We start from the raw sequence: 23,530 nt of genomic DNA on the forward strand, positions 1-23,530 counted from the left end.
TCGGTAGCGATCTTCATCCTCGCAGCCGATTCCCGCATCGGCGGGGACGCCAGGCAAGATGGGTCCGTGACCCTCATCGATCAGCTGCCGCCGACCGCCGACCCCGACGCCCTCTACGAAGCCTTCGAGTCGTGGGCCCAGGAGCGCGGTCTCACGCTCTACGCCCACCAGGAGGAGGCGCTGATCGAGGTGGTCTCGGGGGCGAACGTGATCGTGTCGACGCCCACCGGCTCCGGCAAGAGCATGATCGCGGCGGGCGCGCACTTCGCCGCGCTGGCCCGTGACGAGGTCACCTTCTACACGGCCCCGATCAAGGCGCTGGTGTCGGAGAAGTTCTTCGAGCTGTGCAAGCTCTTCGGCACCGAGAACGTCGGCATGCTGACCGGCGACGCGTCCGTCAACGCAGACGCCCCCGTGATCTGCTGCACCGCCGAGGTGCTCGCCTCCATCGCCCTGCGCGACGGCAAGGACGCGGACGTGGGCCAGGTCGTCATGGACGAGTTCCACTTCTACGCGGAGGGCGACCGCGGCTGGGCCTGGCAGATCCCGCTGCTCGAACTCCCTCAGGCACAGTTCATCCTGATGTCGGCCACGCTCGGCGACGTGTCCTTCTTCGAGAAGGACCTCACCCGCCGCACCGGCCGCCCCACCTCGGTGGTCCGCTCGGCCACCCGCCCGGTGCCGCTCTCCTACGAGTACAAGCTCACCCCGCTCACGGAGACGCTGACCGACCTGCTCGAGACCAGGCAGGCGCCGGTCTACATCGTGCACTTCACCCAGGCGCAGGCCGTGGAGCGGGCGCAGGCGCTGATGAGCATCAACATGTCCTCGCGGGAGGAGAAGGAGCAGATCGCCGAACTGATCGGCAACTTCCGGTTCACCACCAAGTTCGGCCGCAATCTCTCCCGTTACGTCCGCCACGGCATCGGTGTCCACCACGCCGGAATGCTGCCCAAGTACCGGCGACTGGTGGAGAAGCTCGCGCAGGCCGGTCTGCTGAAGGTCATCTGCGGCACCGACACGCTCGGCGTGGGCGTCAATGTGCCCATCCGTACCGTGCTGTTCACGGCGCTGACCAAGTACGACGGCAGCCGTGTCCGTACGCTGCGCGCCCGTGAGTTCCACCAGATCGCGGGGCGGGCCGGCCGGGCCGGCTTCGACACGGCGGGACTGGTCGTGGCACAGGCTCCCGAGCACGTCATCGAGAACGAGAAGGCGCTGGCCAAGGCGGGCGACGACCCGAAGAAGCGGCGCAAGGTGGTGCGCAAGAAGGCACCGGAGGGCTTCGTCGGCTGGACGGAGAACACCTTCGAGAAGCTGATCGCCTCCGAGCCGGAACCGCTGACGTCCCGGTTCCGCGTGACGCACACGATGCTGCTGTCGGTGATCGCCCGCCCCGGCAACGCCTTCGAGGCCATGCGGCATCTGCTGGAGGACAACCACGAGCCGCGCAAACAGCAGCTCAGGCACATCCGGCGGGCGATCGCCATCTACCGCTCGCTCCTCGACGGCGGCATCGTCGAGAAGCTGGACAAGCCGGATGCCGAGGGCAGGATTGTCCGCCTCACGGTGGATCTCCAGCAGGACTTCGCGCTCAACCAGCCATTGTCCACGTTCGCGCTGGCCGCGTTCGAACTGCTCGACCCGGACTCGCCGTCGTACGCCCTGGACATGGTGTCGGTCGTGGAGTCCACCCTCGACGACCCGCGGCAGATCCTGGTCGCCCAGCAGAACAAGGCGCGTGGCGAGGCCGTGGCCGCGATGAAGGCGGACGGCGTCGAGTACGAGGAGCGCATGGAGCGCCTCCAGGACGTGACGTACCCGAAGCCACTGGAAGAGCTTCTCTTCCACGCGTACAACACCTACCGCAAGAGCCACCCGTGGGTCGGCGACCATCCACTGTCGCCGAAGTCGGTCATCCGTGACATGTACGAACGGGCGCTGTCCTTCACGGAGTTGGTGTCCTTGTACGAGCTGGCGCGCACCGAGGGCATCGTGCTGCGCTACCTCGCCGGCGCGTACAAGACGCTGGACCACACCGTCCCGGACGACATCAAGTCCGAGGACCTCCAGGACCTCATCGAGTGGCTCGGCGAGATGGTCCGCCAGGTCGACTCGAGCCTGCTGGACGAGTGGGAACAACTGGCCAACCCGGAGGAGATGACCGCCGAGGAGGCCCAGGAGAAGGCCGACGAGGTCAAGCCCGTCACCGCCAACGCCCGCGCCTTCCGCGTCCTGGTCCGCAACGCGATGTTCCGCCGCGTGGAGCTCGCCGCCCTCGACCAGGTCGAGGAGCTGGGCGAGATGGACGGCGACAGCGGCTGGGACGCCGAGGCCTGGGGCGAGGCGATGGACAAGTACTGGGACGAGTACGAGGACCTCGGTACCGGGCCCGACGCCCGGGGCCCCAAGCTGCTCGTGATCCAGGAGGAACCGCGCAACGGCCTGTGGCGCGTCCGCCAGATCTTCGACGACCCGAACGACGACCACGACTGGGGCATCAGCGCGGAGGTCGACCTCGCGGCCTCCGACGCGGAGGGCCGCGCGGTCGTCCGCGTCACCGACGTCGGCCAGCTGTGACCACAGGAGAAACGCACTCATGACGAACCCGGCCGACCGGCTCGTGGACCTGCTCGACCTGGAGCAGATCGAAGTCAACATATTTCGTGGCCGCAGCCCGCAGGAGTCCCTGCAACGGGTCTTCGGCGGCCAGGTGGCCGGCCAGGCGCTGGTCGCCGCCGGACGCACCACGGAGGGCGACCGCCCGGTGCACTCGCTGCACGCGTACTTCCTGCGCCCGGGCCGGCCGGGCGTGCCGATCGTGTACCAGGTGGAGCGGATCAGGGACGGGCGGTCGTTCACCACCCGCCGGGTCACCGCCGTGCAGCAGGGTCGCACGATATTCAATCTGACCGCCTCCTTTCACAAGCCTGAGGAAGGACCGTTCGAGCACCAGCTGCCGCCGGCCCGCGAGGTGCCGGACCCGGAGTCCGTGCCGACGATCACGGAGGAGATCCGCAAACACCTGGGCAAGCTGCCCGAGCAGTGGGAGCGGATGGCGCGCCGCCAGCCCTTCGACATCCGTTACGTCGACCGACTGCGGTGGACCGCCGACGAGATCGAGAGCGCCGAGCCCCGCAGCGCTGTATGGATGCGAGCTGTGGGCCCGCTGGGCGACGACCCGCTGGTGCACACCTGCGCGCTCACCTACGCCAGTGACATGACGTTGCTCGACGCGGTGCGCCTGCCCGTCGAACCCCTGTGGGGTCCGCGGAACTTCGACATGGCCTCGCTGGATCACGCCATGTGGTTCCACCGCCCGTTCCGCGCGGACGAGTGGTTCCTGTACGACCAGGAGTCGCCGATCGCGACGGGCGGGCGCGGCCTTGCCCGGGGCCGCATCTACAACCGCGAGGGGCAGCTGATCGTGTCCGTGGTGCAGGAGGGATTGTTCCGCAAGCTGGACTGACCTGCGGTTTCACCGATCGTCGGCCGGCCCGCTTCGCGTCGTGGGACGCTCCGTGGGCCGGCCGTCAGGTCGTTCTTGACGAGAACGAAACAGGAAGCGTGGTCCGAGTTGCACCCCACCGCGTCTCGTCGCGTTTCGTTGTACCCCACAACGAGTGTGCCAATAGTGTGCCAGATATGGCGCGTGGTCTAGTCCACTTCGCCTGACGTCCCGCCTTCCCGATCTTCACCGAGAGCATCGATGATGCGCTGCACCATCTGCTCCCGCTGGCCGTGGATGCACTTGTAGTACGTGTCCATCAAGATCGCGACGCTGTGGCCCGCCATCTCGGCCACCTCGGCGGCGGGGACACCAGAGTTCAGCCACAGGGAGACCGCGGCATGACGCAGGTCGTACGGCCTCCTCGCGAGGAGGGAGTCCACGAGATGCGGCGGGAAGGCAATGTGCCGCGCCTTGTGCCAGACATCGAGGTAACGCGTGGAGTCCAACCGCCCTCCGCTCGGGCTGCGGAAGAGCCGACCGTCCTCCGCCGTCCCGAACTCGTCGACGTACGCCCGCAGTATCCGCACCAGTTCAGGGGACACCGGTACCAGACGTACGTCGCCGCGAGCCCGGTGCTTGAGCCCTCGCTGCTCATGCTTTCGCCCGTCATCCGTCCAAGCGGAGCCGGCACGTGTGCTGGTCTGGTGCAACGTGAGGAGGCCCGGCCCCTTCTTCGGGTGCTGGCAATCCTGAAGTCTCAGCTCGACCGCCTCTTCCGGCCGCAGAGCCCCGAAGTACAAGGTGGCGAAGAACGCCATGAGGAGTCGCCCTCGCCCGTGCGCCCAGGTGCCGACGTAAGTGACAGCGGTCAAGATTTCCTCCGGAACCAACCGCATGCGCACCTGGGCGATGCCTCGGTCGCCTACCGCGCGCGCATCGGCCGCAGCCGCGGCCTGGTCTGCTTTTGGTCGTCGGCCCGAGTCGCCAGCCAGGCGGCGAGGGCGGCGGGGGTGGGCTTGTCGAACAGCTCGTGGATCGGGAGTTCCTCGCCCAGCACCACCCGCACCCGGCTGACCAGCTGGGTCGCGAGGAGCGAGTGCCCGCCGAGGACGAAGAAGTCGTCCTGCACGCCGACCGCTGGGATTCCGAGGATCTCCGCGAACGCCCCGCACAGTGCCTCCTCCCGCTCATTGGCCGGTTGCGGTCCGGCGCCCGCGGCCGCCGCCGGGTCCGGCTCCGGCAACGCACCACGATCGAGCTTTCCGTTGCCGGTCAGTGGGAGGGCACCGAGCGGTACCACCGCGGTGGGCACCATGTGCCGAGGCAGGTTCTCCTGAGCGAACCGCCGCACTGCCTCGGTGAGAGCACTGGAGCCGTCGGCACTCTGGTCCTCCAGCACGACGTACGCGGTCAGGTGCTTGTCGCCCCGCGTATCCTCTCGGGCGATCACCGCGGCCTGCGTCACGGCGGGGTGTCGCGCCAACACGGCCTGGACCTCGCCGGGTTCCACCCGGAAGCCGCGAATCTTGACCTGCTCGTCCGCCCGCCCCAGGTACTCCAGGAATCCGCCGTCGGACCAGCGGGCGCGGTCCCCGGTGCGGTACATCCGTGTCCCGTCGTCGAACGGGCTGGCCACGAAGCGTTCGGCGGTCAGACCGGGCCGGCCCGCATAACCGCGTGCCACCTGCGCCCCGGCCACGTACAGCTCCCCCGCCACCCCCGTGGGCACCGGCCGCAGCGCGTCGTCGAGCACGTGCACCGCCGTGTTGGCGACCGGCGTTCCGATCGGTACCATGCCGGCGATCACGGGTGCGCGGTCGAGCCGTCCCGTGACGACGCCGATCGTGGCCTCCGTGGGGCCGTAGTGATTGAACACCGGCAGGTCTCCGGCCGCCTTGAGTAGTTGCTCGACCCAACTGGGGGCGGCCGCCTCGCCGCCCAGCACCAGCGCGCACCGCGGCAGGAGCCAGCTCAGGTCCCCGTTGGCGCCCAGCGCCGCCAGATGCGAGGGCACCACCTTCACGAAGTCGATCCCGTGCCTGGCCAGATACCCGGCGACCGCGACCGGGTCGGTCGCCGCCTCGGCGTCCAGCACATGCAGCTCACCGCCGGTGGTCAGGCTGGCGAACATCACGGTGTTCCCCAGGTCCGTCACGGCGGGCTGCAGCAGCGCGTACCGGGCGCCGACGGATCCGAATCCCACGCGCCGCGGCGCGTGGAGCACGTAGTTAGCCAGGTTCCCGTGGGTGACCACGACCCCTTTCGGCCGACCGGTGGATCCGGAGGTGTAGATCACGTACGCCGGGCAGCCGGGCTGCGTGCCTATGTCGAGAGCTGTTGTGGGCTGCGCCTCCAATGCCGCCACCACCACGGGGTCGTCCAGGGCGACCATGCGGGCCCTGCCCGTTGCCGGCATGTCGTCGAGGACCTCGGCGGTGCCGACCACCACCGATGCCCGGCTGTCGGCGAGCATGTAGGCGGTTCTGGCCACTGGTTGGGCCGGGTCCAGGGGCAGGTAGGCGCCCCCGGCCTCCCACACGGCGAGGATCGCGGTCACCATCTCGATGCCACGCGGCAGGCACAGGCCCACCACCGACTCGGCTCCGACGCCGAGGTCACGCAGTTGGCGGGCCAGCCGAGTGGATCGTGCCTGCAGCTCGCGGTAACCGATCTCGGCGCCCGAGCAGACCAGGGCGACGTGCTCCGGAGTGCGCGCCGCCTGTGCGGCGAACAGCCCCGGCACCGACAGGACCGACGCCGTCCCGTCCGACACCGGCGCCGCGGTCCGGTTCAACTCGTCGAGGAGCTGTCGGCGTTCGGCGGGGGCGAGGACGTCCACGGCGACGAACGGAGTACCGGGGGCGTCGGCCAGGGCCGTGACCAGGTTGTCCAGACAGGTGGTCAGCAGCGCGCAGATCCGGGTGGCGTCGGCGGGCACCAGCGCGTCGACCGTGACATCGAAGGCGGACCCGGTGTCCCGGATGATCAGCGTCACCGGGTAGTTGGTGCGTTCCCTGGCGGAGCGCAGCCTGACTCCTTCGAGACCGAGGTCGGACTCGTCGGCGGACGGATCGCGCCGGTAGTTGACGATGGAGGTGAACAGCGGCTTGCGGGGTGGCACGGCACTGGCCTTCTGGGCAAGCGCCAGCGGCGCCTGCTCGTGCTCCAGGAGCTCGGCCAGCTGACGCCGCAGCCCGGCCAGCGCATCGGCCACACCACGCCCGTCGACACCCAGGCGCAACGGCAGGGTGTTGAGGAACAGGCCGGGCACCCGGTCGGCGCCGGCCCCCGCGTTCATCCGGCCGGCCAGCACCGTGCCGAACACGACGTCGTCGCTCCCCGACTCGGCCGCGAGCACGCGGGCCCAGGCCAGGTGGAAGATCGTCGCCGGGCTCACCGCGCACTTCGACGCCAGGTCGCGGATCCGACCGTTGAGCCGGTCGTCGACCGGTCCGCCCGCGCGCAGCACCGCGGCGCCGTCGCCGTGCACGTCCAGCAGCCCGAAAGGAGCGGTGGTCTCCGCGACGTCACGGAGCAGGCCGGCGAAGTAGCGTTCGTGCTCCGCGGCGGGCGTGCCGAGGCGCGCCTGAGCCACGAAGTTCCGGTAGGGCAGCGGCGCAGGCAGCCGTTCGCCCCGCCCCGCCGTGAACGCGCGGATCTCCTGGATGAGGACCCGCAGCGTCGTGAGGTCCTGCACCAGGTGATGGATGCGCAGCACGGCCGGCCAGCACCCGTCGGCCGGCTCGGTGAGGACGTGCGCCCTCAGCAACGGGGCCCGATCCAGCTCCATCCACGACCCGGCCGCGGCCAGCAACTGCTCCACCGGGTCCTGGCGGGGGTCTCGCACGACCTGCTCGACGGGAAGCACGACCCGGCGCGCGACGACCTGGACCGGCTCGCGCAGACCGTCCGAGACGAACGCGGTGCGGTAGATGTCGTGGCGGTCCATCACTTGCTGCAGCGCGGCGAAGAACCCGTCACGTCGCTCTTGCGAGTCGAACTCCAGCACCGCCGACCGCAGGTAGATGTCGGGGTCGCCCTCGGCCCGCGCCAAATGGTGGAAAAAGATGCCTTCCTGCAAGGGCGCCAGGGGGTACACGTCCGCGACGTTGGCCGCCCCGCCCTCGACCTGGGCCAGCACACGCGCGAGCTCCGCCTCATCCAGCTCGACGAGCGGCAGCATGCCGGGGGTGATCTCGGTCGCGCCCTCGGGTATCCGGTTCGCCGGCACCGCCACCGGCTCCGGCCCGGAGACCACGGCCAGCCGCGCCGGGGTCGGGGTGAGGAACAGGGCGCGTACCGACACGGAAACCCCGCGCGTCCGCAGCTCCTCCACCAGGGCCACGGCCAGGAGCGAGTTGCCGCCGAGAGCGAAGAAGTCCTCGTCCGGTCCGACCACTTCCCGGCCGAACACGCGGGCGAACGCCTCGCAGAGGAGTTCCTCCTGCGCGCTCACCGGTGCACGGCCCGCGCCCGGCACCCGGCCCGGCGCCGGCAGGGCCTTGCGGTCCAGCTTCCCGTTCCCGGTCAGCGGCAGTTCACCGAGCACGACGACCGCGGCGGGGACCATGTGGCCGGGCAGCCGGCCCACCAGGTGTTCCCGCAGCCGGTCCACGAGACCGTCCTCGGCCATCGGGTCGTGGGGGACGACGTAGGCGACCAGTTCCGCCCGGCCGGGCTCGCCCTGCTCGCCGTCCGCCCCCTGCTGCCGGACGACGACGACCGCCCAGGCCACTTCGGGATGGGTGGCGAGCGCGCCCTCGATCTCGCCGGGTTCGATCCGGAAGCCCCGGATCTTGACCTGGTCGTCCACGCGCCCCGCGAACACCAGACGTCCGTCGCCGATCCAGCGGGCCCGGTCCCCGGTCCAGTACATCCGTGTCCCGCCCTCGAACGGGCAGGCCACGAACCGCTCGGCGGTCGGCCCGGGCCTGTTCACGTAGCCGCGTGCCAGCGCGTCGCCCGCGACGTACAGCTCACCGGTCACTCCCACCGGTACCGGGCGCAGCGAACCGTCGAGGACGTAGAACCGTGCGCCGTCGATGGGCGCGCCGATCGGGACGTCGCCGTCCGCGAGGTCGGCGAGGGACAGCCGGGTGGTGGCGACTCCGATGGTGGTCTCGGTGGGGCCGTAGTGGTTGTACACCCCTCGCTCCCCGGCCGCGTCCAGCACGGCGCGGAGCCAGTCCGGCGACGCCGCCTCGCCGCCGAGCACCAGGGAGCGCGCCGGCAACACGCCCTCGGGTCCCGCCGTCGCCGAGAGCGCCGCCAGGTGCGAGGGAACGGCCTTGAGGTAGTCGATCCGGTGGTCGGTGAGATAGCCGGAGACCGCGGCCGGATCGAGCACGGTGTCGGGGTCGAGGACGTGCAGTTCCCCGCCGAGGGCCAGCGAGCAGAGCACCATCGTGTATCCGAGGTCGGTCACCTGCGGCTGCAGCACCGCATACCGGGCACCGTCGCCGTCGAGGTCGAGCCGATCCCGCACCGATGCCACGTAGTTCGCCAGGGAGCGGTGCGTCACGGCGACGCCCTTGGGGGTACCGGTCGAGCCAGAGGTGTAGATGACGTACGCGAGACCGCCCGATTCCGGCACGGTCGCGGGAGCGGGGGCGCCGGGGTCGGGCAGGTCGTGCACCGAGACGGTGCGCAGCCGTCCTGCCGGCAGGTCCCCGAGGAGCTCGTCGGTGGACACGAGCAGGGCGGCTCGGGCATCGGCGAGCTCGAACGCGGTCCGCTCGACCGGCTGTTGCGGGTCGATGGGCAGGTAGGCGGCGCCCGCCCGCCAGACGCCCAGAATCGCCGCGATCATCTCTGGGCCCGGCGGCAGGCAGAGCCCGATCACCGACTCCGGCCCCAGCCCCGACCGGGTCAGGTGGCGAGCGAGCCGTTCGGCGCGGGCGTCCAGCTCCGCGTACGTCAGGGCACCGCCGGCCGAGACGATCGCGATGGCGTCCGGTGTACGCGCCGCCTGCGCGTCGATCAGCTGCGGCACAGTCACCCGCGGCAACTCGGCCGCGGTGTCGTTCCAGCCGCGCACGACCTGGAACCACTCGTCCTCGTCGAGGATCTCCGCGGCGCCGACCGGGTCCTGCGGCGCGGCCGTCACCATCCAGTCCATGATCAGGCAAAAGCGGCGCAGCAGATCGCCGGCGGCACTCGGCCCGTTCCGGCCGCGGTCGACGTCCACGTCGATCTGCATCGGCGCCCGGGGCGAGCGGTCGTAGACCGCCAACCGCCGGTCCGTGGCCGGTCCTTGGGTGAGGTTGCGGACGCTCGCCTCCGCAGCGCCGAACCGAGCCGGGTAGCCGAAGCTCATGACGTCGACGATCAGCCCGCACAGCGCGGCTCCGTCGCCGATGTGGAGGTCTCGGATCATGTCCGCGTAGCGGTACCGGTGGTGCCGCAGCCCTCGGCCGACCGCCCGTCCGGCGCGGCGGACGATCCCGGCGACCGTCGTGTCGGGCGTGACCTCAAGACGCACCGGCATGACGTTCGCGGTCATGCCCGGGGCGAGCTGTTCACGCCGTCCGGCGCGGCCGGGCACGGACACCCCGAGAACGATGTCGCGGGCCCCGGTGGTCCGATGCTCGTGGACGGCGGCCGCCGCGATGACGAGGACGGCGAAGCTCGTCTTCAAGCGGCGGGCGGCGTCCCTGAGTTCGGCGCCGCGCTCCGGGTCGAGTTCGGCGCTCGCACGCGCCGGCCTCCCCGATCCCGCCCGCCCGTCCCGTCCGGCCGGGGCGGCCCGGTCCTGCAGGCCGTCCAGGGCGTCGAGCCAGAACTCCCGGTCCGCGTCGAGGGCCGGGGACATCCGGTAGTCCCGGTCCGCCTCCACCAACGCCGAGAACGGCTCGAACGCGTCGGCTTCGCGAGGGTCGGCGCCCGAAGACAGCGCGGAGTACGCCGCGGCCACCCGGCCGACGATCAACGCGCCGCTGTGCGCGTCCATGATCAGGTGGTGGGCGCGATGGTACCAGAGCAGGTGGCCCTCTCCCAGGGAGAGGACAGCGCAGGCGAACAAGGGGCCCTCGCCCGTGAGATCGACCGGCCGGCGCAGCTCCGCCCGCATCCACCGTTCCGCGGCGGCCCTCGGGTCGGGCTCGGCGCTGACGTCGACCACGGTGACGGGGACATCGGCGCTCACGTCGACGTAGCACCGCGGCTGCCCGCCCACCGTCCGGAAACGCAGCCGGTAGGCGTCGACGTCGGCCAGCACCTGCCGCACGGCGCGGACGAAGACGTCCGGATCCACGTCTCCGTCGACCTCGAGACATTCGGCAATGTTGTACGGGGCGTCATCGGGTGCAATCTGCTGGGCGTACCAGATGCCGAGCTGAGCCGAGGTCAACTCTTCGAGCACGACGTCCTCATCGGAATCTCCGCCGGAACCGACTAGCGCAATTGACACGGTCCGTTCCCTTTCGGAGGATGAATGAGCCTCGGCCACAGCGGTGTTCCGGATCATTTCAGTTCGTCATCCTGACCAGTCGCCGATTGCACGTCAAATGGTCGTCCGCACCGTTCAGTTGCGGCCCCCTCCGTTCAACTGCGGAATTTCGGCGGTTGAACGCCGGCGGACGATATTCCCGAGTTTCCGGCACACCGGTACTGTCGGCGATCGTCGACTTCGATGAGAATGGATTCTGTGATGGTCGGAACCGCCGGTGGAAATGGGGATTCGGCACTGCCGGGCCGGCCTCCGCTGCCGGGGGAGATCGCCGACCTGACCGATCCGGGCAACCGGGAGGACCCGTACCCCTCCCTGGAGAAGCTGCGCCGGCGCTCGCCCTACACGCCCTTCGACGGGCTCCTCGTCGTGGGGCGCCACGACCAGTGCTCGGCTCTGCTCCGTGACCAGACGATGAGCGCGGCCCGGGACCGGGCTCCGCTCTCCCCCACGCCACGCGGGCCGCGGACACGGAACTTCCTCCACCTCGACCCGCCGGAGCACACCCGCTACCGCCGACTGGTGACCGGCGCGTTCACGCGGCGGAAGGTCGACGGCATGGCGCCGTGGATCCGCGAGATCGCGACGGACCTGTTCCGGGCCGCCGCGGAGGCCGGCACGCTCGAAGTCGTCGACGACCTCGCCTATGCGCTGCCGCTGCGGGTCATCTGCGAGCTGCTGGGCGTCCCGTTCGAGGATCGCCAGCTCCTGCAGGAGTGGTCGTCCGAGCTGGCGACGGCGTTGGATCCGCCGCTGGGCACCACCGGCCGGATGACGCCGGAGGCCGCGCGGGCCCGCGCGGGATTCGTCCACTACTTCCGGCGCCTGATCGAGGAGCGCCGGAGCGCGCCCAGGCAGGACCTCATCTCGCACCTGCTGCAGGTCGAGGAGGACGGGCACCGTCTCGATGACGACGACGTCCTGGCAACCTGCGTACTCCTGCTCAACGCGGGTCACGAGACGACCGTGAACCTGATCGGCAACGCGATCCTCGCCCTGCTGCGCCATCCCGGGCAGCTCGACCGGCTGCGGGCCGACCCCACGCTGGCGCCGGCGGTCGTCGAAGAGGTGCTGCGCTATGACGCGCCCGTGCAGATGACCACCCGGGTGGCCCGTCGGCACGGCACGCTCGGCGACGCCGAGGTCCGACCGGGCGACACGGTGCTGTTCCTGCTGGGGGCCGCCAACCGGGATCCCGACGTGTATCGCGACCCGGACCGGTTCGACATCGAACGTCCCGCCGCCCCCGCCCATTTGGCGTTCTCGGCGGGCGCGCACTTCTGCCTCGGCGCCGGCCTGGCGCGCCTGGAAGTCGCCATCGCCCTCGAACTCTTCAGCACCTTCCTGATCCGGCCGCGGCTTCGGGACGGCGGCGTCAGCTACAAACGCAATCTGAACCTGCGCGGTCCTTCGCGCCTCCAGGTCGACTTCGACGGCGTCCACGCCGGTTGACGTTCCGATCACGCACGTCGAGAACCGACCCCCAGAACCAACTCGAGCCCCTTGAGGACCTGTCCGTCACGGTCCCGATCCCAGTCAGTCGCGGAGGACAAACCCATGTGGCAATCCCTGGCCGACGCACCCGATTTGGTGACGCTGTTCCGTGCGCGGGTGGAGGACCGACCGACCGCCGAGGCGGTCGCGTTCCTCGCCGACCCCGACGACCTCACCGGCGGCCTCGTGCGCTGGTCGTACGCCCGGCTCGACGAGGAGGCGCGCAGCCGCGCCGCGTGGCTGCAGGAGAACGTCCCCGCAGGCTCCCGCGTGCTCCTGCTCCACCCCAACGGACTCGAGTTCGCCGCGGCCTTCTTCGGCTGCCTCTACGCGGGGATGATCGCTGTCCCGGCGCCGCTTCCGGGCCGCCATCCGCACCACCGCAAGCGACTTGCCGCGGTCGCTGCCGACTCCGGCGCCGCCGCGGCGCTGACCACGTCCCGGGACCTGGCCGAGGTCCACACGTGGATGCGGGACATGGGGGTCACCACGATCCGCACCGCCGCCGGCGACGAACCCGGATTCGGCGATCCGCAGACCTGGGCGCCCCCACGGCTGGACCGGTCGACGACGGCCCTGCTGCAGTACACGTCCGGATCGACCGGCACCCCCAAGGGCGCGGTCATCCACCACGACCATCTGCTGTACAACGGCGGCGAGGGCATGCGAGCGCTCCAGTGGCGCGGGCCTTCGGGCGGCGGCTGGCTGCCGCTGTACCACGACATGGGGCTCAACCTCTTCCTCTGGCCGCTGCTGCGCGGCGACCGAAGCGTGCTGATGGACCCGCTGGCGTTCATCCGCCGTCCCCTGCGCTGGCTGAAGCTGATCGAGCAGGAGAACATGACGGTTTCGTTCGCTCCCAACTTCGCCTTCGAGCTGTGCACCCGAAAGGTCAGCGAGGAGCAGACGGCCGAACTCGACCTGTCCCGCTGGGACCTGGCCGGATGCGGCTCGGAGCCCATCGCTCCTGACATCCTCAACGGCTTCACCGCGAAGTTCGCGGCCTCGGGATTCCGCCCGGAGTCCCTGGTTCCCGTCTACGGCCTCGCCGAGGCGACCGTGTTCGTCTCCGGGCACCCGGGCCGGCCCCCCGTGACCCGCAAGGTGGACCTCGACGCGCTCGCGCAAGGCACGTTCACCCCCGCCGCCTCAGCGGCCCAGACGCGCGAGATCGTCAGCTGCGGCATCCCCACCCCCGCGGCGGAGATCCGCATCGTCGACCCGACGTCCCGGGAGGTGCTCCCGGAGAGTTCCCTGGGAGAGATCTGGCTGCGCGGCCGCAGCATCTCCCCCGGCTACTGGCAGCGGGACGACAACGCGGAGACCTTCGACGCCGCCACCGCGGACGGCGACGGCGGCTACCTCCGCACCGGCGACATCGGCGTGCTGCACGACGGTGAGCTCTACGTACACGGACGGCTCAAGGACGTGATCATCGCGCATGGGCGCAACATCTACCCGCAGGACGTGGAGCAGGAACTCCGAGCCCAGCACCCCGAGTTGGGCAACGTCGGCGTCGTTTTCGGCGGTCCTGGCTACGCCCAGGGCGACGACTCCATGGTCGTCGTCACGCACGAGGTGCGCCGCGTGCAGCACGAGGGGCTGGCCGCCCTGGCAGCCGGCATCCGGCACACCGTGGGGCGCGAGTTCGGCATCAGCGTCGACAGCGTGGCTCTGCTCAAGCCCGGCAGCGTCCTGCGCACCACGAGCGGCAAGGTGCGCCGCGCGGCGATGCGGGACCTCTTCCACCAGGGTCTGCTGACCCCCCTCTACCAGGATCCCCATTAGCGTCCCGCGGCCTTGCTCGCGAAGCCCACGGAGCCACGACGCACCGGTTCACTCACCCGGAGGACTCACATGCCGAACGCCAGAGCCGACGAGCTCTACACCGAACTCCAGGGGTGGCTCTGCGCCCAGCTCGCCGAGGAGCTGGGGCTGCCGCCGGCGGCCGTCGACCCGACCGAACCCATGTCCTCCTACGGCCTGGATTCCATCAAGGCCATCACCCTTCTCGCCACGGTCGAAGACCACGTGGGATTTGAGATCGACCCCAACGCCCTCTGGGAGTTTCCCACCGCGGCCTCCCTCGCCGAGTCACTGGTCGACCAACTGGCCGCACGCGCTCGATAAAGTGTGGCGGCATCCGCAATGCCGAACGGCCCTGCCCCGGATTCAATACCGGGGCAGGGCCGTTCGGCAGAGCAGCCGGCCTGGAGGCCGCAATCACGGTCCCCAGGCCGAAATCACCTCGGCGCCTTCCCTAATGACGTGACGGACGCGGCGGACGCGCCCGGGCGGAGAAACGGCCGACCTTGTCGACCACATCCGCGCTGTGCGTGCGCATCGACTGCTCCAGCGCGAACTCCGCCATATAGCGCCGAAACACGTCGACGTCCTCGTCGGCGGCGTTCAGCATCTTCCGGTTCGCGGCGACAGCCGGCCCGCGCAGCCGGTCGAGGCTGTCCTCAACGGCACGGTCCAGCTCGTTCGGTGTGTGCACCTCGTCCACGAGGAGCCGGGCCTCCGGGTCGGTCGCCTGAATCCTGCGGCCCTCCAGGATGATCTGACGGGCCAGCCGCGGCCCCGTGTACCGGGGCAGCCGCAGGTTGGCGACTCCGGGGACGATGCCCTCCTGCGCCGCGGGCAGGCTGAGGTAGGCGTCGGAGGCGGCGAGGACATGGTCCACGACCAGCAGCACCTGCATGCCACCGCCGATGGCGAAGGAGTCGACGGCCGCGACCCACGGCTTGGCCCGGGCGGGCGAGTGCCAGGACGCGCCGTCGTCGACGCGGACGCCGCGCCAGATCTTGTGCAGATACCCGAGCTCGCGGCGCAGCAGGAAGTTGTCGAGCGAGATGTCCCCGGCGTGCAGGCTCTTGAGGTTGATCCCGGAGCTGAACACGCGCTTGCCCGCATAGCGGGGATGGGTCATCTCTCCCCCACGCAGCAGGCAGAGTTCGACCCCGGGGTCGAGCAGGGCCAGGTCGACCGCGGTCTCCATGTCGTCGACCTGCCGGTCGTCCTCGGCGTTCAGGCAGTCGTCGCGGCACATCGTCAGCCGGGCGACCCCTTCGCGGCGTTCCAGCCGTACGGAGCCGAGGTCCGCCTGCCCGGTGGCGGTGAACTCGGGCAGCAGTTCCAGGGCCCGTGCGGTGGGGTACAGCAGGGCGTCCACCAGGTGGCCGCCGGAGCGCGGTGAGCGCAGGATCCGGCAGAAGAAGATGCCCAGGTCGATCTCGTGACCCGCCTTCTGCGCCTGCGCCCGCGCGCGGTCCGCGGCCAGTTCGCCCGTGGTGGGGACGAGCCCGGGGAACGCGTCTGCCGCCGCCGCGGCGAGCTCGCTCAGCCGCAGGCGGGGGGTGCGGCCCGCGGTGAGCTCGGCGTAGACGGCGTCGGCATGCGTGTCGAGGAAGGCGCTGCGCAGCGCCCTCATCCGGTCCGCGGGCGTCGCGGCCGACTGCTGTGCCGCGCGCGCGAGCGCCGCGCGCGCATCGGGGAGGTTCGCCCGCATCTCCCCCGTACGCGCCGGCCGCACCGGCGCCGGCGCGGTGCCCGTCACGTCGCCGCCCCGGCCGAGGCCCGCCGCAACTCCCGGTCGCAGGCCGCCAGATGGGCTCCCAGCGCCTCCTCGAACGGGACGGTGTGGGCATCGAGCAGCAGCTGTCGCCTGCTGGCCAGCTCCGTTCCGGCGAAGCCCGCGGCGCGTTCGACGGCCGCCGACACCGCGGCCGCGGTGTCGAGCGTCACCTCGTCGACGAGGTGCAGCTCCAGCGCCCGCACGGCGTCGAGCGGGGTGCCGAACAGCACCGTATGGCGGATGGCCGCGGTGCCTGTGGCCTGCTGAGCGAGCCGGTGCAGCGCCATTCCGGGCCAGGTGGCACCGTCGGCCATGGCAGGCGCCAACCGCAGTGAGGGGGTGGCGATACGGATGTCGGTGGCCAGCAGGGCGTCGAGGGCGAGGCCGCCGCAGTCGCCGTCCGCCACCGCGATCGTCGCCGTGGGCAGCCGCTCCAGCCGGCGCAGGGCCCGCTCCCACTTGCTGACCAGTCCCACGGTCAGCTCACCGGTCCACCCGCGGCTCGGGGTGCCGGACAACTCGACGATCACCGGGCTGCTCCCGCCGGTGTCCTCGGCACGGTCGCACACGGCACTGACCGCCGCGACGGCCTCGGGCGACAGCGGTCGTCCGCCGTCGAGCCGCAGTCTCGTCGCCTCCGGGACCTGCTCCGCCGTCACCATTGGACCAGCGCCGTCTCGATCGTGGACCCGGGTCCCATGGTCATCAGCACGCCGAAATCACCCGCTCTGACGCGGCCTTCGCGAAGCAGCCGCTCGTAGGAGAACAGAAATGAACCGCTCGACAGGTTGCCGTAGTCGCGCAGCACCCCGGTGGTGTGCCGCAGGTCCTCGCGGGTGAGGCCGAGGTTCATGCGGACCGCGTCGATGACCTTCTTGCCGCCGGAGTGCACGAGCCAGTGCGCGATGCTGCTGCGGCGCAGGCCCGTGTCCTTCAGGAGCCGGTCCACCACGCGCTCCACATGGGCTCCGACCACGTACGGGATGTCCGGGTCCAGGTAGAAGCTGAACTTGTGCGCGGCGTCGTCCCAGTCGTAGCGCATGGCATCGATCGCCTCGTGAATGAGGTGGCTGGCGAAGCCGAGCAGGCGCGGTCCCGCCGAGGAGCCCGCGCGGTCCGCTGGCAGTTCCCCGGGCATGGGTCCGGCGGCGTCGGGTGGATCGGCGAACAGGGCGATGGCGGCGGCTCCGTCGCCGAAGAGGCTGTTGACGACCGCGGTGCGCATGGTCGAATCCATGACGTAGGCGGCGGAGCATGCCTCGACGCAGAGCTGGACGGCGACCTGTCCGGGATGCGCCATGGACCAGGCCGCGGTGGCGTTGAGGGCGTTCAGGCCCGCGTTGCAGCCCATCCCGACCACGTCGACGCGGCTGCATCCGGCGCCGATGCCCATCTCCTTGATGAGCAGCGCGCTGAGGCCGGGGGTGAGGAATCCGGTGGTGGTCACGCAGCACAGGTAGTCGACATCGGCGAGGTCGATGCCCGCGTCCGCGAGACACGCGCGCACGGCCCGCGCCCCCATGTCGAGGCAGAGCTGCTTGTGCTTGCCGAGCAACTCGCCCTGGGATTCCTGGAGGAAGGGCTCGTCCGTGCCGGAGGGCGGCAGGGTGAGGTGTCGCCGCTCGATGGCGCTGTTGAGAAACACGGAGCGGACCCTGGGATCCGTGATCCGGAAGCGGTCGAGCAGTTCGCGCTGCGAGTAGGAGGCCTCGGTCACGGCGGTGCCGACACCGACGATGCGGCTGAAGTTGCCGAGGGGCTTCGGCTGGGGCTCCACGGGAGCCGGCAGGACGCCACCGGTCGGGTGGGCGATCGTGGCGGTCATCGGAAGGTCCACCCCCACATGCGGGGTTTGCTGAGCAGGCGTTGTACGGGAGTGAGCACTTGTCGTCCTTTCAGTGCGAGGCCGCCGCCCTGATGAACCGCGCGAGGCGAGCGGTTCCCTCATGGATGTCGGCGTGGGAGAGGTAGCTCACGGACAGCCGGAGCGTGCGCTCCCCACCGCCCTGCGGATAGAAGTACGACATGGGCGTCCAGATGACGCCGAACTCCTCGGCCGAGCGCGCGAGTGCGGCGTTGTCGGCGGGGAACGGGACGGTGACGGTGAGGAAGAAGCCGCCGCTGGGGCGGTTCCAGCTCACGCCCAGTTCCTCCCGTTCGGCTTCGGTGACCGAGGCGTCGAGCGCTCTGAGGGTGGCCTGCATGGCTTCTCCGTAGTGGCGCGCCGTGTCGGCGTTGTGCTTGGTGACGCCGCCCTCGCCGGCGAGGAGCATGCCGCCGATCACGGCCTGGCTGAGCGCCGAGGTGTTGACCGTCACCATGCTCTTGATCCGGCTGAGCTCGTCGGCGAGCAGGCAGGTAGCGCCCGAGGGATCCGTGACGAGCTGGTCGGCGACCGCGTAGCCCACCCGGGCGCCGGGCAGGAGCGTCTTGGCGAAGGAACCCAGCTGGACCACGCGCCGGTCGCGATCGAGCGACTTGAGTGTCGGCAGTTGCCGCCCCGGGCTCACCAGCCGGTAGGGGCTGTCCTCGAGGATGAGCAGGTCCTCGCGGGCGGCGAGCTTCAGCAGTTCGTGCCGCTCGTCCACCGGCATGACGCTGCCCGACGGGTTGGAGTGGTCGGGGATGACGTAGAAGGCGCGGGGGCGGCGGCCGCGGGCGCGTTCGGTCCTGATGGCCGCTTCGAGGGCCGTGCAGCGGAACCCGTCGGCGCCCTCTTCGACGGCGGTCGCCTCGATGTCGAGCAGGCGTGCGGCGCCGGTGATTCCCACGTAGCACGGGCTGGAGACGAGCAGGGCGTCGTCCGGGCCGGCGATCAGGGCACGCAGGGCGAGCAGCATCGCCTCCTGGCAGCCCACGGTGACGACGACGGACTCGGCCGGCACGTCGATGCCCTCGTCCAGGCGCAGCGAGTCGGCGACGAGATCGCGGATCATCCCGCTGGTGGGTCCGTACTGGAAGAGTGCGTCGCGCACTTGCGCGGGAGATCTGCCGGCGGCGGCCAGGTGGTCCATGTAGCGACGGATGTGCGTGAAGAGCTGCTCGGAGTCGAAGAAGCCGTCGTACGGACGGCCGGGGGCGAACGAGATCGCGTCGGGGTAGCGGTGGGTGATCTCGTTGAGGAAGTTCATCGTGTCCAGCACCGGGTCGGAGACGCTGCCGTGCAACTCCTCCTTGAGCAGCCCGGAGACATGCGGGTGCGACCGCTCGGTCGCGGCCGAACGCCCGCCGGTCTCCACGACGGGCACGGCGCTCCCCGAGACCAGTTCGGGGCCGGCGTCGGCAACCGAGGGGCAGCCGGCGAGCGTCATCGCTTCCGCCAGTTCCTCCGTCACGATGCCGAGCACGTCCGCGACACCGTCCCGCCCCGCCGCTGCCAGGCCGTGCAGCACGGGGCGGCCCAGCAGCACCGCGTCCGCGCCAAGTGCGAGAGCGGCCAGGACATCGCCGCCGCGCCGGACGCCGCCGTCCAGCAGCACGGGGCAGCGACCGGCGACCTGCGCGGCGATCTCGGGCAGGACGTCCAAGGTGGCTGCTGCTCCGTCCAGTTGGCGGCCGCCGTGGTTGGAGACGATGATCCCGTCCACCTCCGACTCCGTTGCCAGGCGGGCGTCGGCGGCGGTCAGGATGCCCTTGAGCAGGACGGGCAGCGGGCTGACGGTGCGCAGCCACTCGACGACGGTCCAGTCGAGAGCCGGGTCGAACGCCTCCCGTGCGTGCTCGCCGGGTGCGGAAAAGCCGGTGCCGGCGAGGTTGGCCGGTGCGATCCCGGGCGGCAGCCGGAAGCCGTTGCGCTCGTCCCGCAGCCGCCGGCCGAGGCGGGGGGCGTCGACGGTGAGGACCAGCGCCTCGAAGCCCGCGTCCGCCGCGCGCTCGATGAGCCCGCGGGTCACGCCACGGTCGCGGAAGCAGTAGAGCTGCAGCCAGAGGGGGGCCGGGCCGGCGGCGGCGATGTCGTGGAAGGCACGTCCGGCGAAGGTGCTGACGACGAGCGGGACTCCGGCCGCGCCGGCCGCCGCGGCGGTGGCCGCCTCCCCGTCGGAATGGGCCAGCGTGTGGTAGGCGACGGGCGCGACTCCCAGCGGCGCGGCCCAAGTGCGGCCGAGGATCCGGGTGTTGAGGGCGGGTCGCGTCACCGCGGAGAGTACGCGCGGGCGGAGCCGGACGCGGTCGAAGGCCGCCGTGTTGTCGGCGAGCGTGCGCTCATCGCCCGCGCCGCCGGTCACGAAGTCCCAGACTGCCGGGTCCAGGCGCCGCCGGGCCAGCTCGGCGTAGTCGGCCAGGGTCAACGGGCCGCCCGCGCCGTTGTCACCATCGTTCATTCGACGGCCAGCCGGTCGCGCTCCACCGCTTCGTACAGAGCGCGGATGTTGCCGCCGCCGAAGCCTCGGGAGCCGCGGCGCTGAATCAGCTCGTAGAACAGCGTGTTGCGCTCGTGGGGCGAGCGGCTGAACAGCTGTAGAAGATCGCCCCATTCATCGCGGTCCGCCAGCACCTGGGCCGAGCGCAGCACGTCGATCTCCGTCCGCAGCGCCGGGAGGCGTTCGGCCAGGCCGTCGTAGTAGCTGTCCGGCACGTCGAGGAACTCCACGCCCCGACGTCGGAACTCGTGGACCGCGGGCACGATGCTTTCCACCAGGAACGCCAGGTGTTGCACCCCTGGGCCGCTGTTCCGCTCGAGGAAGGCGTCGAGTTGACCCGTGCCCTTCTGCTGGTCGGGGGCGACGAGGGTGAAGGTGACCCGGCCCGAGGCACTGCGCACCACGACGGAGTCCATGGCGTGCTCGCCGACGTCGACGTACTCGGAGGAGTAGCGGGACATGCCGAAGGCGTCGCTGTAGAAGTCGGCGTAGGCGGCCAGCGAGCGGCCCTCCACACAGACCGCGATGTGGTCGAGCAGCTGGATCCGGCCGGTGACCGGTCCGCTCGACACGTCCGGCAGCGCGGCCCAGCCGGGCCCGCCGAACAGGTCCGGGACGTGGGTGCGGGACACGAGGGTGTGCACGACGCCGCCGAATCCGGTGACCGTCCGGGTGTCCTTCGTGGAAGCGGTCACCGCGGCTCCCGCGGCCATCGCCGACTGCGCGCTCTGGTCGACGTCGTCACAGGCCAGGGCGATATCGGCGATACCGTCCCCGTGCGTGCCGAGGAACTCCCAAGTGGCCGGCCCAGTGGTGACCACGAGTTTCACGCTGCCTTGCTGCAGCAGTGCCGAACTCCGGTCGACGCCCACCAACTCCGCGGTCTGTTGGAACCCCATCGACGAGACGAAATAGTCGACGACCGATTTCTTCTTGCTCGCATACAGCTCGACGTATGCGACGTCATGCACAGCCATGTATTGCCTCCCGGGCGGGCTCAATACTGTTTTGGTGCGTCACCAGCGATATTCCTGCTGACCGAAGGCCCGACGCACTATGACGTGTGACGTTTCCGAAGAACAAGGCCGTACAACTGCACAACCGTGTTCAACTGACGCGGTACGCACTTGAACACCCGCCGGTGAGCTTTCGGGGGTCGCTGGTCACGACAGCCGCACGACTTGATCGTTTATGCGCCTCGGCAGGTGAGGCAAGTGGCCGCGGAAATGAGAGCGGCCACCGCAATCATGATCGCCCCCTCGGACGACCGACGCGGTGGCCGCAGCAGACAATTATCAACTCGCAGTGAGCGCCGTTGGGTTCACCCTTCGATCCATCCGTGGCTCTCGCTGAATTTCACCAATTCGTGGCGGAGCTGCAAAATCTGATCCGCCGCCAGGGAAGGTCCCGCCTTCAGGAGCAGTTCGGTGATCTCCCTGGTGTACTCCGCACCGGTGAGCACGTCGCACATCGAATCGTCGCCGTCCTCCGACTTGTCCGCGCCGCCTTTCCCACTGGGCACCGAGGGCGTCGGCGCCGCGGAAGCGTCGGCCCCTTCGGCGGCCTGAGCAAGCCTGATGCCCGAGGCCTTCAGTCCTCGCCCACCGTCCTCGACCTCGAATTCGACCGCCAGCCCCGAGCGCAGATACGTCTCGGGAATCAGCAGGTCATTCACGTGCAGGAAGATATCCTCTCCAGCATCGTCCGGAGCGATGAAGCCGTAACCCCGCGAGCTGTCGAACCGCACCACACGTCCAGAAGCCACACGTACCCCCAACACATCTGGGCTCCTTGCCCAGCCATCATGTGCGGGGATCGTAGCTCTTGGGCCGGCACGGCACACATGTGTGCGAGCGCAGCCCGCGAGCGTGCTTGTGCAACACGCTTCAGCGCCGTCGCCATACGCCTTTACGGAGTTCCGCCGTGAGCACGTCCATCAGATCCCGGGCCACGCTCAGATGGACCAGCCCGGTCGGCTGGCCGGCCGAGTGCTCGAGGCGTACATCCTCGACGTTGACGCCGACGCGCGAGGCATCGGTGAAGAGCCGGGCCAACTCGCCCGGCTGGTCGCCGATCTCGATCGTCACCGTCTCGTACTGCTCCGGCAGAATGCCGCGCTTGGCGGGGATCCGGGCGCGCCCGGACCGACCGCGGCGCAGCAGGTCCTCGACCGTGCGCGCGCCGCCTTCACGCTTCTCCTCGTCCGTGGCCGCCATGGCGCGCAGACCCGCGACGGCGTCGTCCATTCCGTCCGACAGCTCTTCGAGAAGGTCGGCCACCACCAGTGCGTTGGCGCCGAGGATGTCCACCCACAACCCCGGATCCGCTGCCGCGATGCGGGTGAGGTCGTGGACGCCCGAGCCCGCGAGGCGCACGGCCCGCTCCTCGGCCCGCTCCAGGAGAGCGGCGACCAGGCTCGCCACAACGTGCGGAGCGTGCGAGACGAGGCCGACCGCCCGGTCATGCACGTCTGCCTCCATGACCACCGGCACGGCCCCGCACAGCGCCACGAGTTCGAGCGTGGTGTTCAGCGTCTCGGTGTCGGCGTCGGGCGTCGGGGTGAGTACCCAGTTGCACCCGACGAAGAGGTCCGCACGGGCGGCGAGGGGGCCGCTGCGCTCGCTGCCCGCCATCGGATGGCCACCGACGTAGCGCGCGCTGTCGCAGTCGCGGGCGAAAGCTTCCTGCTGCGGGCCGGACTTCACGCTGGCCACATCGGTGTAGTGCCGCGCGACGCCGTCGGCCTGCAGGCCGACGAGGACGTCGGGCACCAGCGCCGGGGGCACGGCCACGACGGCCAGATCCACGGTCTGCCGCGGGGCGTCCAACGTGCCGGCGCCGAGCGAGGACGCGATCCTGACCGCGGCAGGATCTTCGTCCCGCAGATACACGGCAACACCGCGGGCTTTCAGAGCGAGCGCGGCCGAGGTCCCTATCAGACCCGTACCGACCACGAGAGCACTTTCCATGGGGACCGCATCCATTCCCTTGGCAGTAAAACGGCTGAGGATGCTGCGGACAAGGCGCAAGGCGCTCGACGTCCGATGTCCGGTCGGCTGTCCTGGTGACGCGTTTCGCACCGGTTCGGGCGCTGGAGCGGATGATGATATTCCATCTCCTGCCGGAATCACAGGGTTCCACACATTGTGGGCCGTTTTCCCGCTCGCCGCATATCTCACTTGGTTGACATCGCAACACCA

At 70.4% G+C, this 23,530-nt stretch carries 14 protein-coding genes; 5 read left to right on the forward strand and 9 right to left on the reverse strand.

The features are described 5' to 3' along the window. Window positions 1-66: 66 nt before the first annotated feature. Together IEZ19_RS09295 and IEZ19_RS09300 are read left to right on the forward strand one after the other, a co-directional pair. Window positions 67-2,580, forward strand: coding sequence for a DEAD/DEAH box helicase (locus IEZ19_RS09295; RefSeq protein WP_189310598.1), 2,514 nt, complete (start codon window positions 67-69; stop codon window positions 2,578-2,580). Window positions 2,581-2,599: 19 nt separating this feature from the next. Further along, window positions 2,600-3,469, forward strand: a complete 870-nt coding sequence (locus IEZ19_RS09300) for an acyl-CoA thioesterase (protein ID WP_189310599.1) — start codon at window positions 2,600-2,602, stop codon at window positions 3,467-3,469. Window positions 3,470-3,657: 188 nt separating this feature from the next. Here the strand turns inward: IEZ19_RS09300 and IEZ19_RS09305 are convergent, their stop codons facing one another. Both IEZ19_RS09305 and IEZ19_RS09310 read right to left on the reverse strand, forming a co-directional pair. After that, the gene (locus tag IEZ19_RS09305) at window positions 3,658-4,269 is read right to left on the reverse strand and encodes a tyrosine-type recombinase/integrase (protein WP_229840115.1); all 612 of its coding nucleotides are present in this window, start codon (window positions 4,267-4,269) and stop codon (window positions 3,658-3,660) included. Between the two features lie 104 nt (window positions 4,270-4,373). Then, on the reverse strand, window positions 4,374-10,811 hold the full coding sequence (locus IEZ19_RS09310; RefSeq protein WP_189310601.1) for a non-ribosomal peptide synthetase: 6,438 nt from the start codon (window positions 10,809-10,811) through the stop codon (window positions 4,374-4,376). A 288-nt stretch (window positions 10,812-11,099) separates the two neighbouring features. Here IEZ19_RS09310 and IEZ19_RS09315 point away from each other — a divergent pair, with 288 nt between their 5' ends. The 3 genes from IEZ19_RS09315 to IEZ19_RS09325 all read left to right on the forward strand — a co-directional run bounded on the left by IEZ19_RS09315 (window position 11,100) and on the right by IEZ19_RS09325 (window position 14,522). Next, entirely contained in the window at window positions 11,100-12,350 is a 1,251-nt protein-coding gene (locus IEZ19_RS09315; RefSeq protein WP_229840117.1) for a cytochrome P450, read from the forward strand. A gap of 105 nt (window positions 12,351-12,455) precedes the next feature. Further along, on the forward strand, window positions 12,456-14,180 hold the full coding sequence (locus IEZ19_RS09320; RefSeq protein WP_189310602.1) for a fatty acyl-AMP ligase: 1,725 nt from the start codon (window positions 12,456-12,458) through the stop codon (window positions 14,178-14,180). 69 nt (window positions 14,181-14,249) lie between these two features. Further along, complete coding sequence (locus tag IEZ19_RS09325) at window positions 14,250-14,522, forward strand: acyl carrier protein (protein ID WP_189310603.1); 273 nt, start codon at window positions 14,250-14,252, stop codon at window positions 14,520-14,522. 130 nt (window positions 14,523-14,652) lie between these two features. Here IEZ19_RS09325 and dpgC read toward each other — a convergent pair whose 3' ends face one another. The 7 genes from dpgC to IEZ19_RS09360 all read right to left on the reverse strand — a co-directional run bounded on the left by dpgC (window position 14,653) and on the right by IEZ19_RS09360 (window position 23,299). Next, entirely contained in the window at window positions 14,653-15,951 is a 1,299-nt protein-coding gene (gene dpgC, locus IEZ19_RS09330) for a (3,5-dihydroxyphenyl)acetyl-CoA 1,2-dioxygenase DpgC (RefSeq protein ID WP_308428938.1), read from the reverse strand. Further along, window positions 15,948-16,631 (reverse strand): enoyl-CoA-hydratase DpgB, encoded by a 684-nt coding sequence (gene dpgB, locus IEZ19_RS09335; RefSeq protein WP_189310604.1) that lies wholly within the window; start codon window positions 16,629-16,631, stop codon window positions 15,948-15,950. Before dpgB ends, dpgC begins: the two co-directional genes overlap by 4 nt. After that, entirely contained in the window at window positions 16,625-17,794 is a 1,170-nt protein-coding gene (gene dpgA / locus IEZ19_RS09340; RefSeq protein WP_189310605.1) for a 3,5-dihydroxyphenylacetyl-CoA synthase DpgA, read from the reverse strand. Before dpgA ends, dpgB begins: the two co-directional genes overlap by 7 nt. Before the next feature lie 70 nt (window positions 17,795-17,864). Then, window positions 17,865-20,291 carry an aminotransferase class I/II-fold pyridoxal phosphate-dependent enzyme gene (locus IEZ19_RS09345; RefSeq protein ID WP_189310606.1) on the reverse strand — a complete coding sequence of 809 codons (2,427 nt, stop codon included), beginning with the start codon at window positions 20,289-20,291 and terminating at the stop codon, window positions 17,865-17,867. Further along, window positions 20,288-21,307 (reverse strand): 4-hydroxyphenylpyruvate dioxygenase, encoded by a 1,020-nt coding sequence (gene hppD / locus IEZ19_RS09350; RefSeq protein ID WP_189310607.1) that lies wholly within the window; start codon window positions 21,305-21,307, stop codon window positions 20,288-20,290. Before hppD ends, IEZ19_RS09345 begins: the two co-directional genes overlap by 4 nt. Window positions 21,308-21,651: 344 nt before the next feature. Beyond that, window positions 21,652-22,095 carry a cold-shock protein gene (locus tag IEZ19_RS09355; protein ID WP_189310644.1) on the reverse strand — a complete coding sequence of 148 codons (444 nt, stop codon included), beginning with the start codon at window positions 22,093-22,095 and terminating at the stop codon, window positions 21,652-21,654. Between the two features lie 121 nt (window positions 22,096-22,216). Then, window positions 22,217-23,299 (reverse strand): prephenate dehydrogenase, encoded by a 1,083-nt coding sequence (locus IEZ19_RS09360; RefSeq protein WP_189310608.1) that lies wholly within the window; start codon window positions 23,297-23,299, stop codon window positions 22,217-22,219. Between the last annotated feature and the right edge of the window lie 231 nt (window positions 23,300-23,530).

Origin of the sequence: Streptomyces brasiliensis (assembly GCF_014647875.1) — a bacterium.
GTDB classification, from domain to species: domain Bacteria; phylum Actinomycetota; class Actinomycetes; order Streptomycetales; family Streptomycetaceae; genus Streptomyces; species Streptomyces brasiliensis.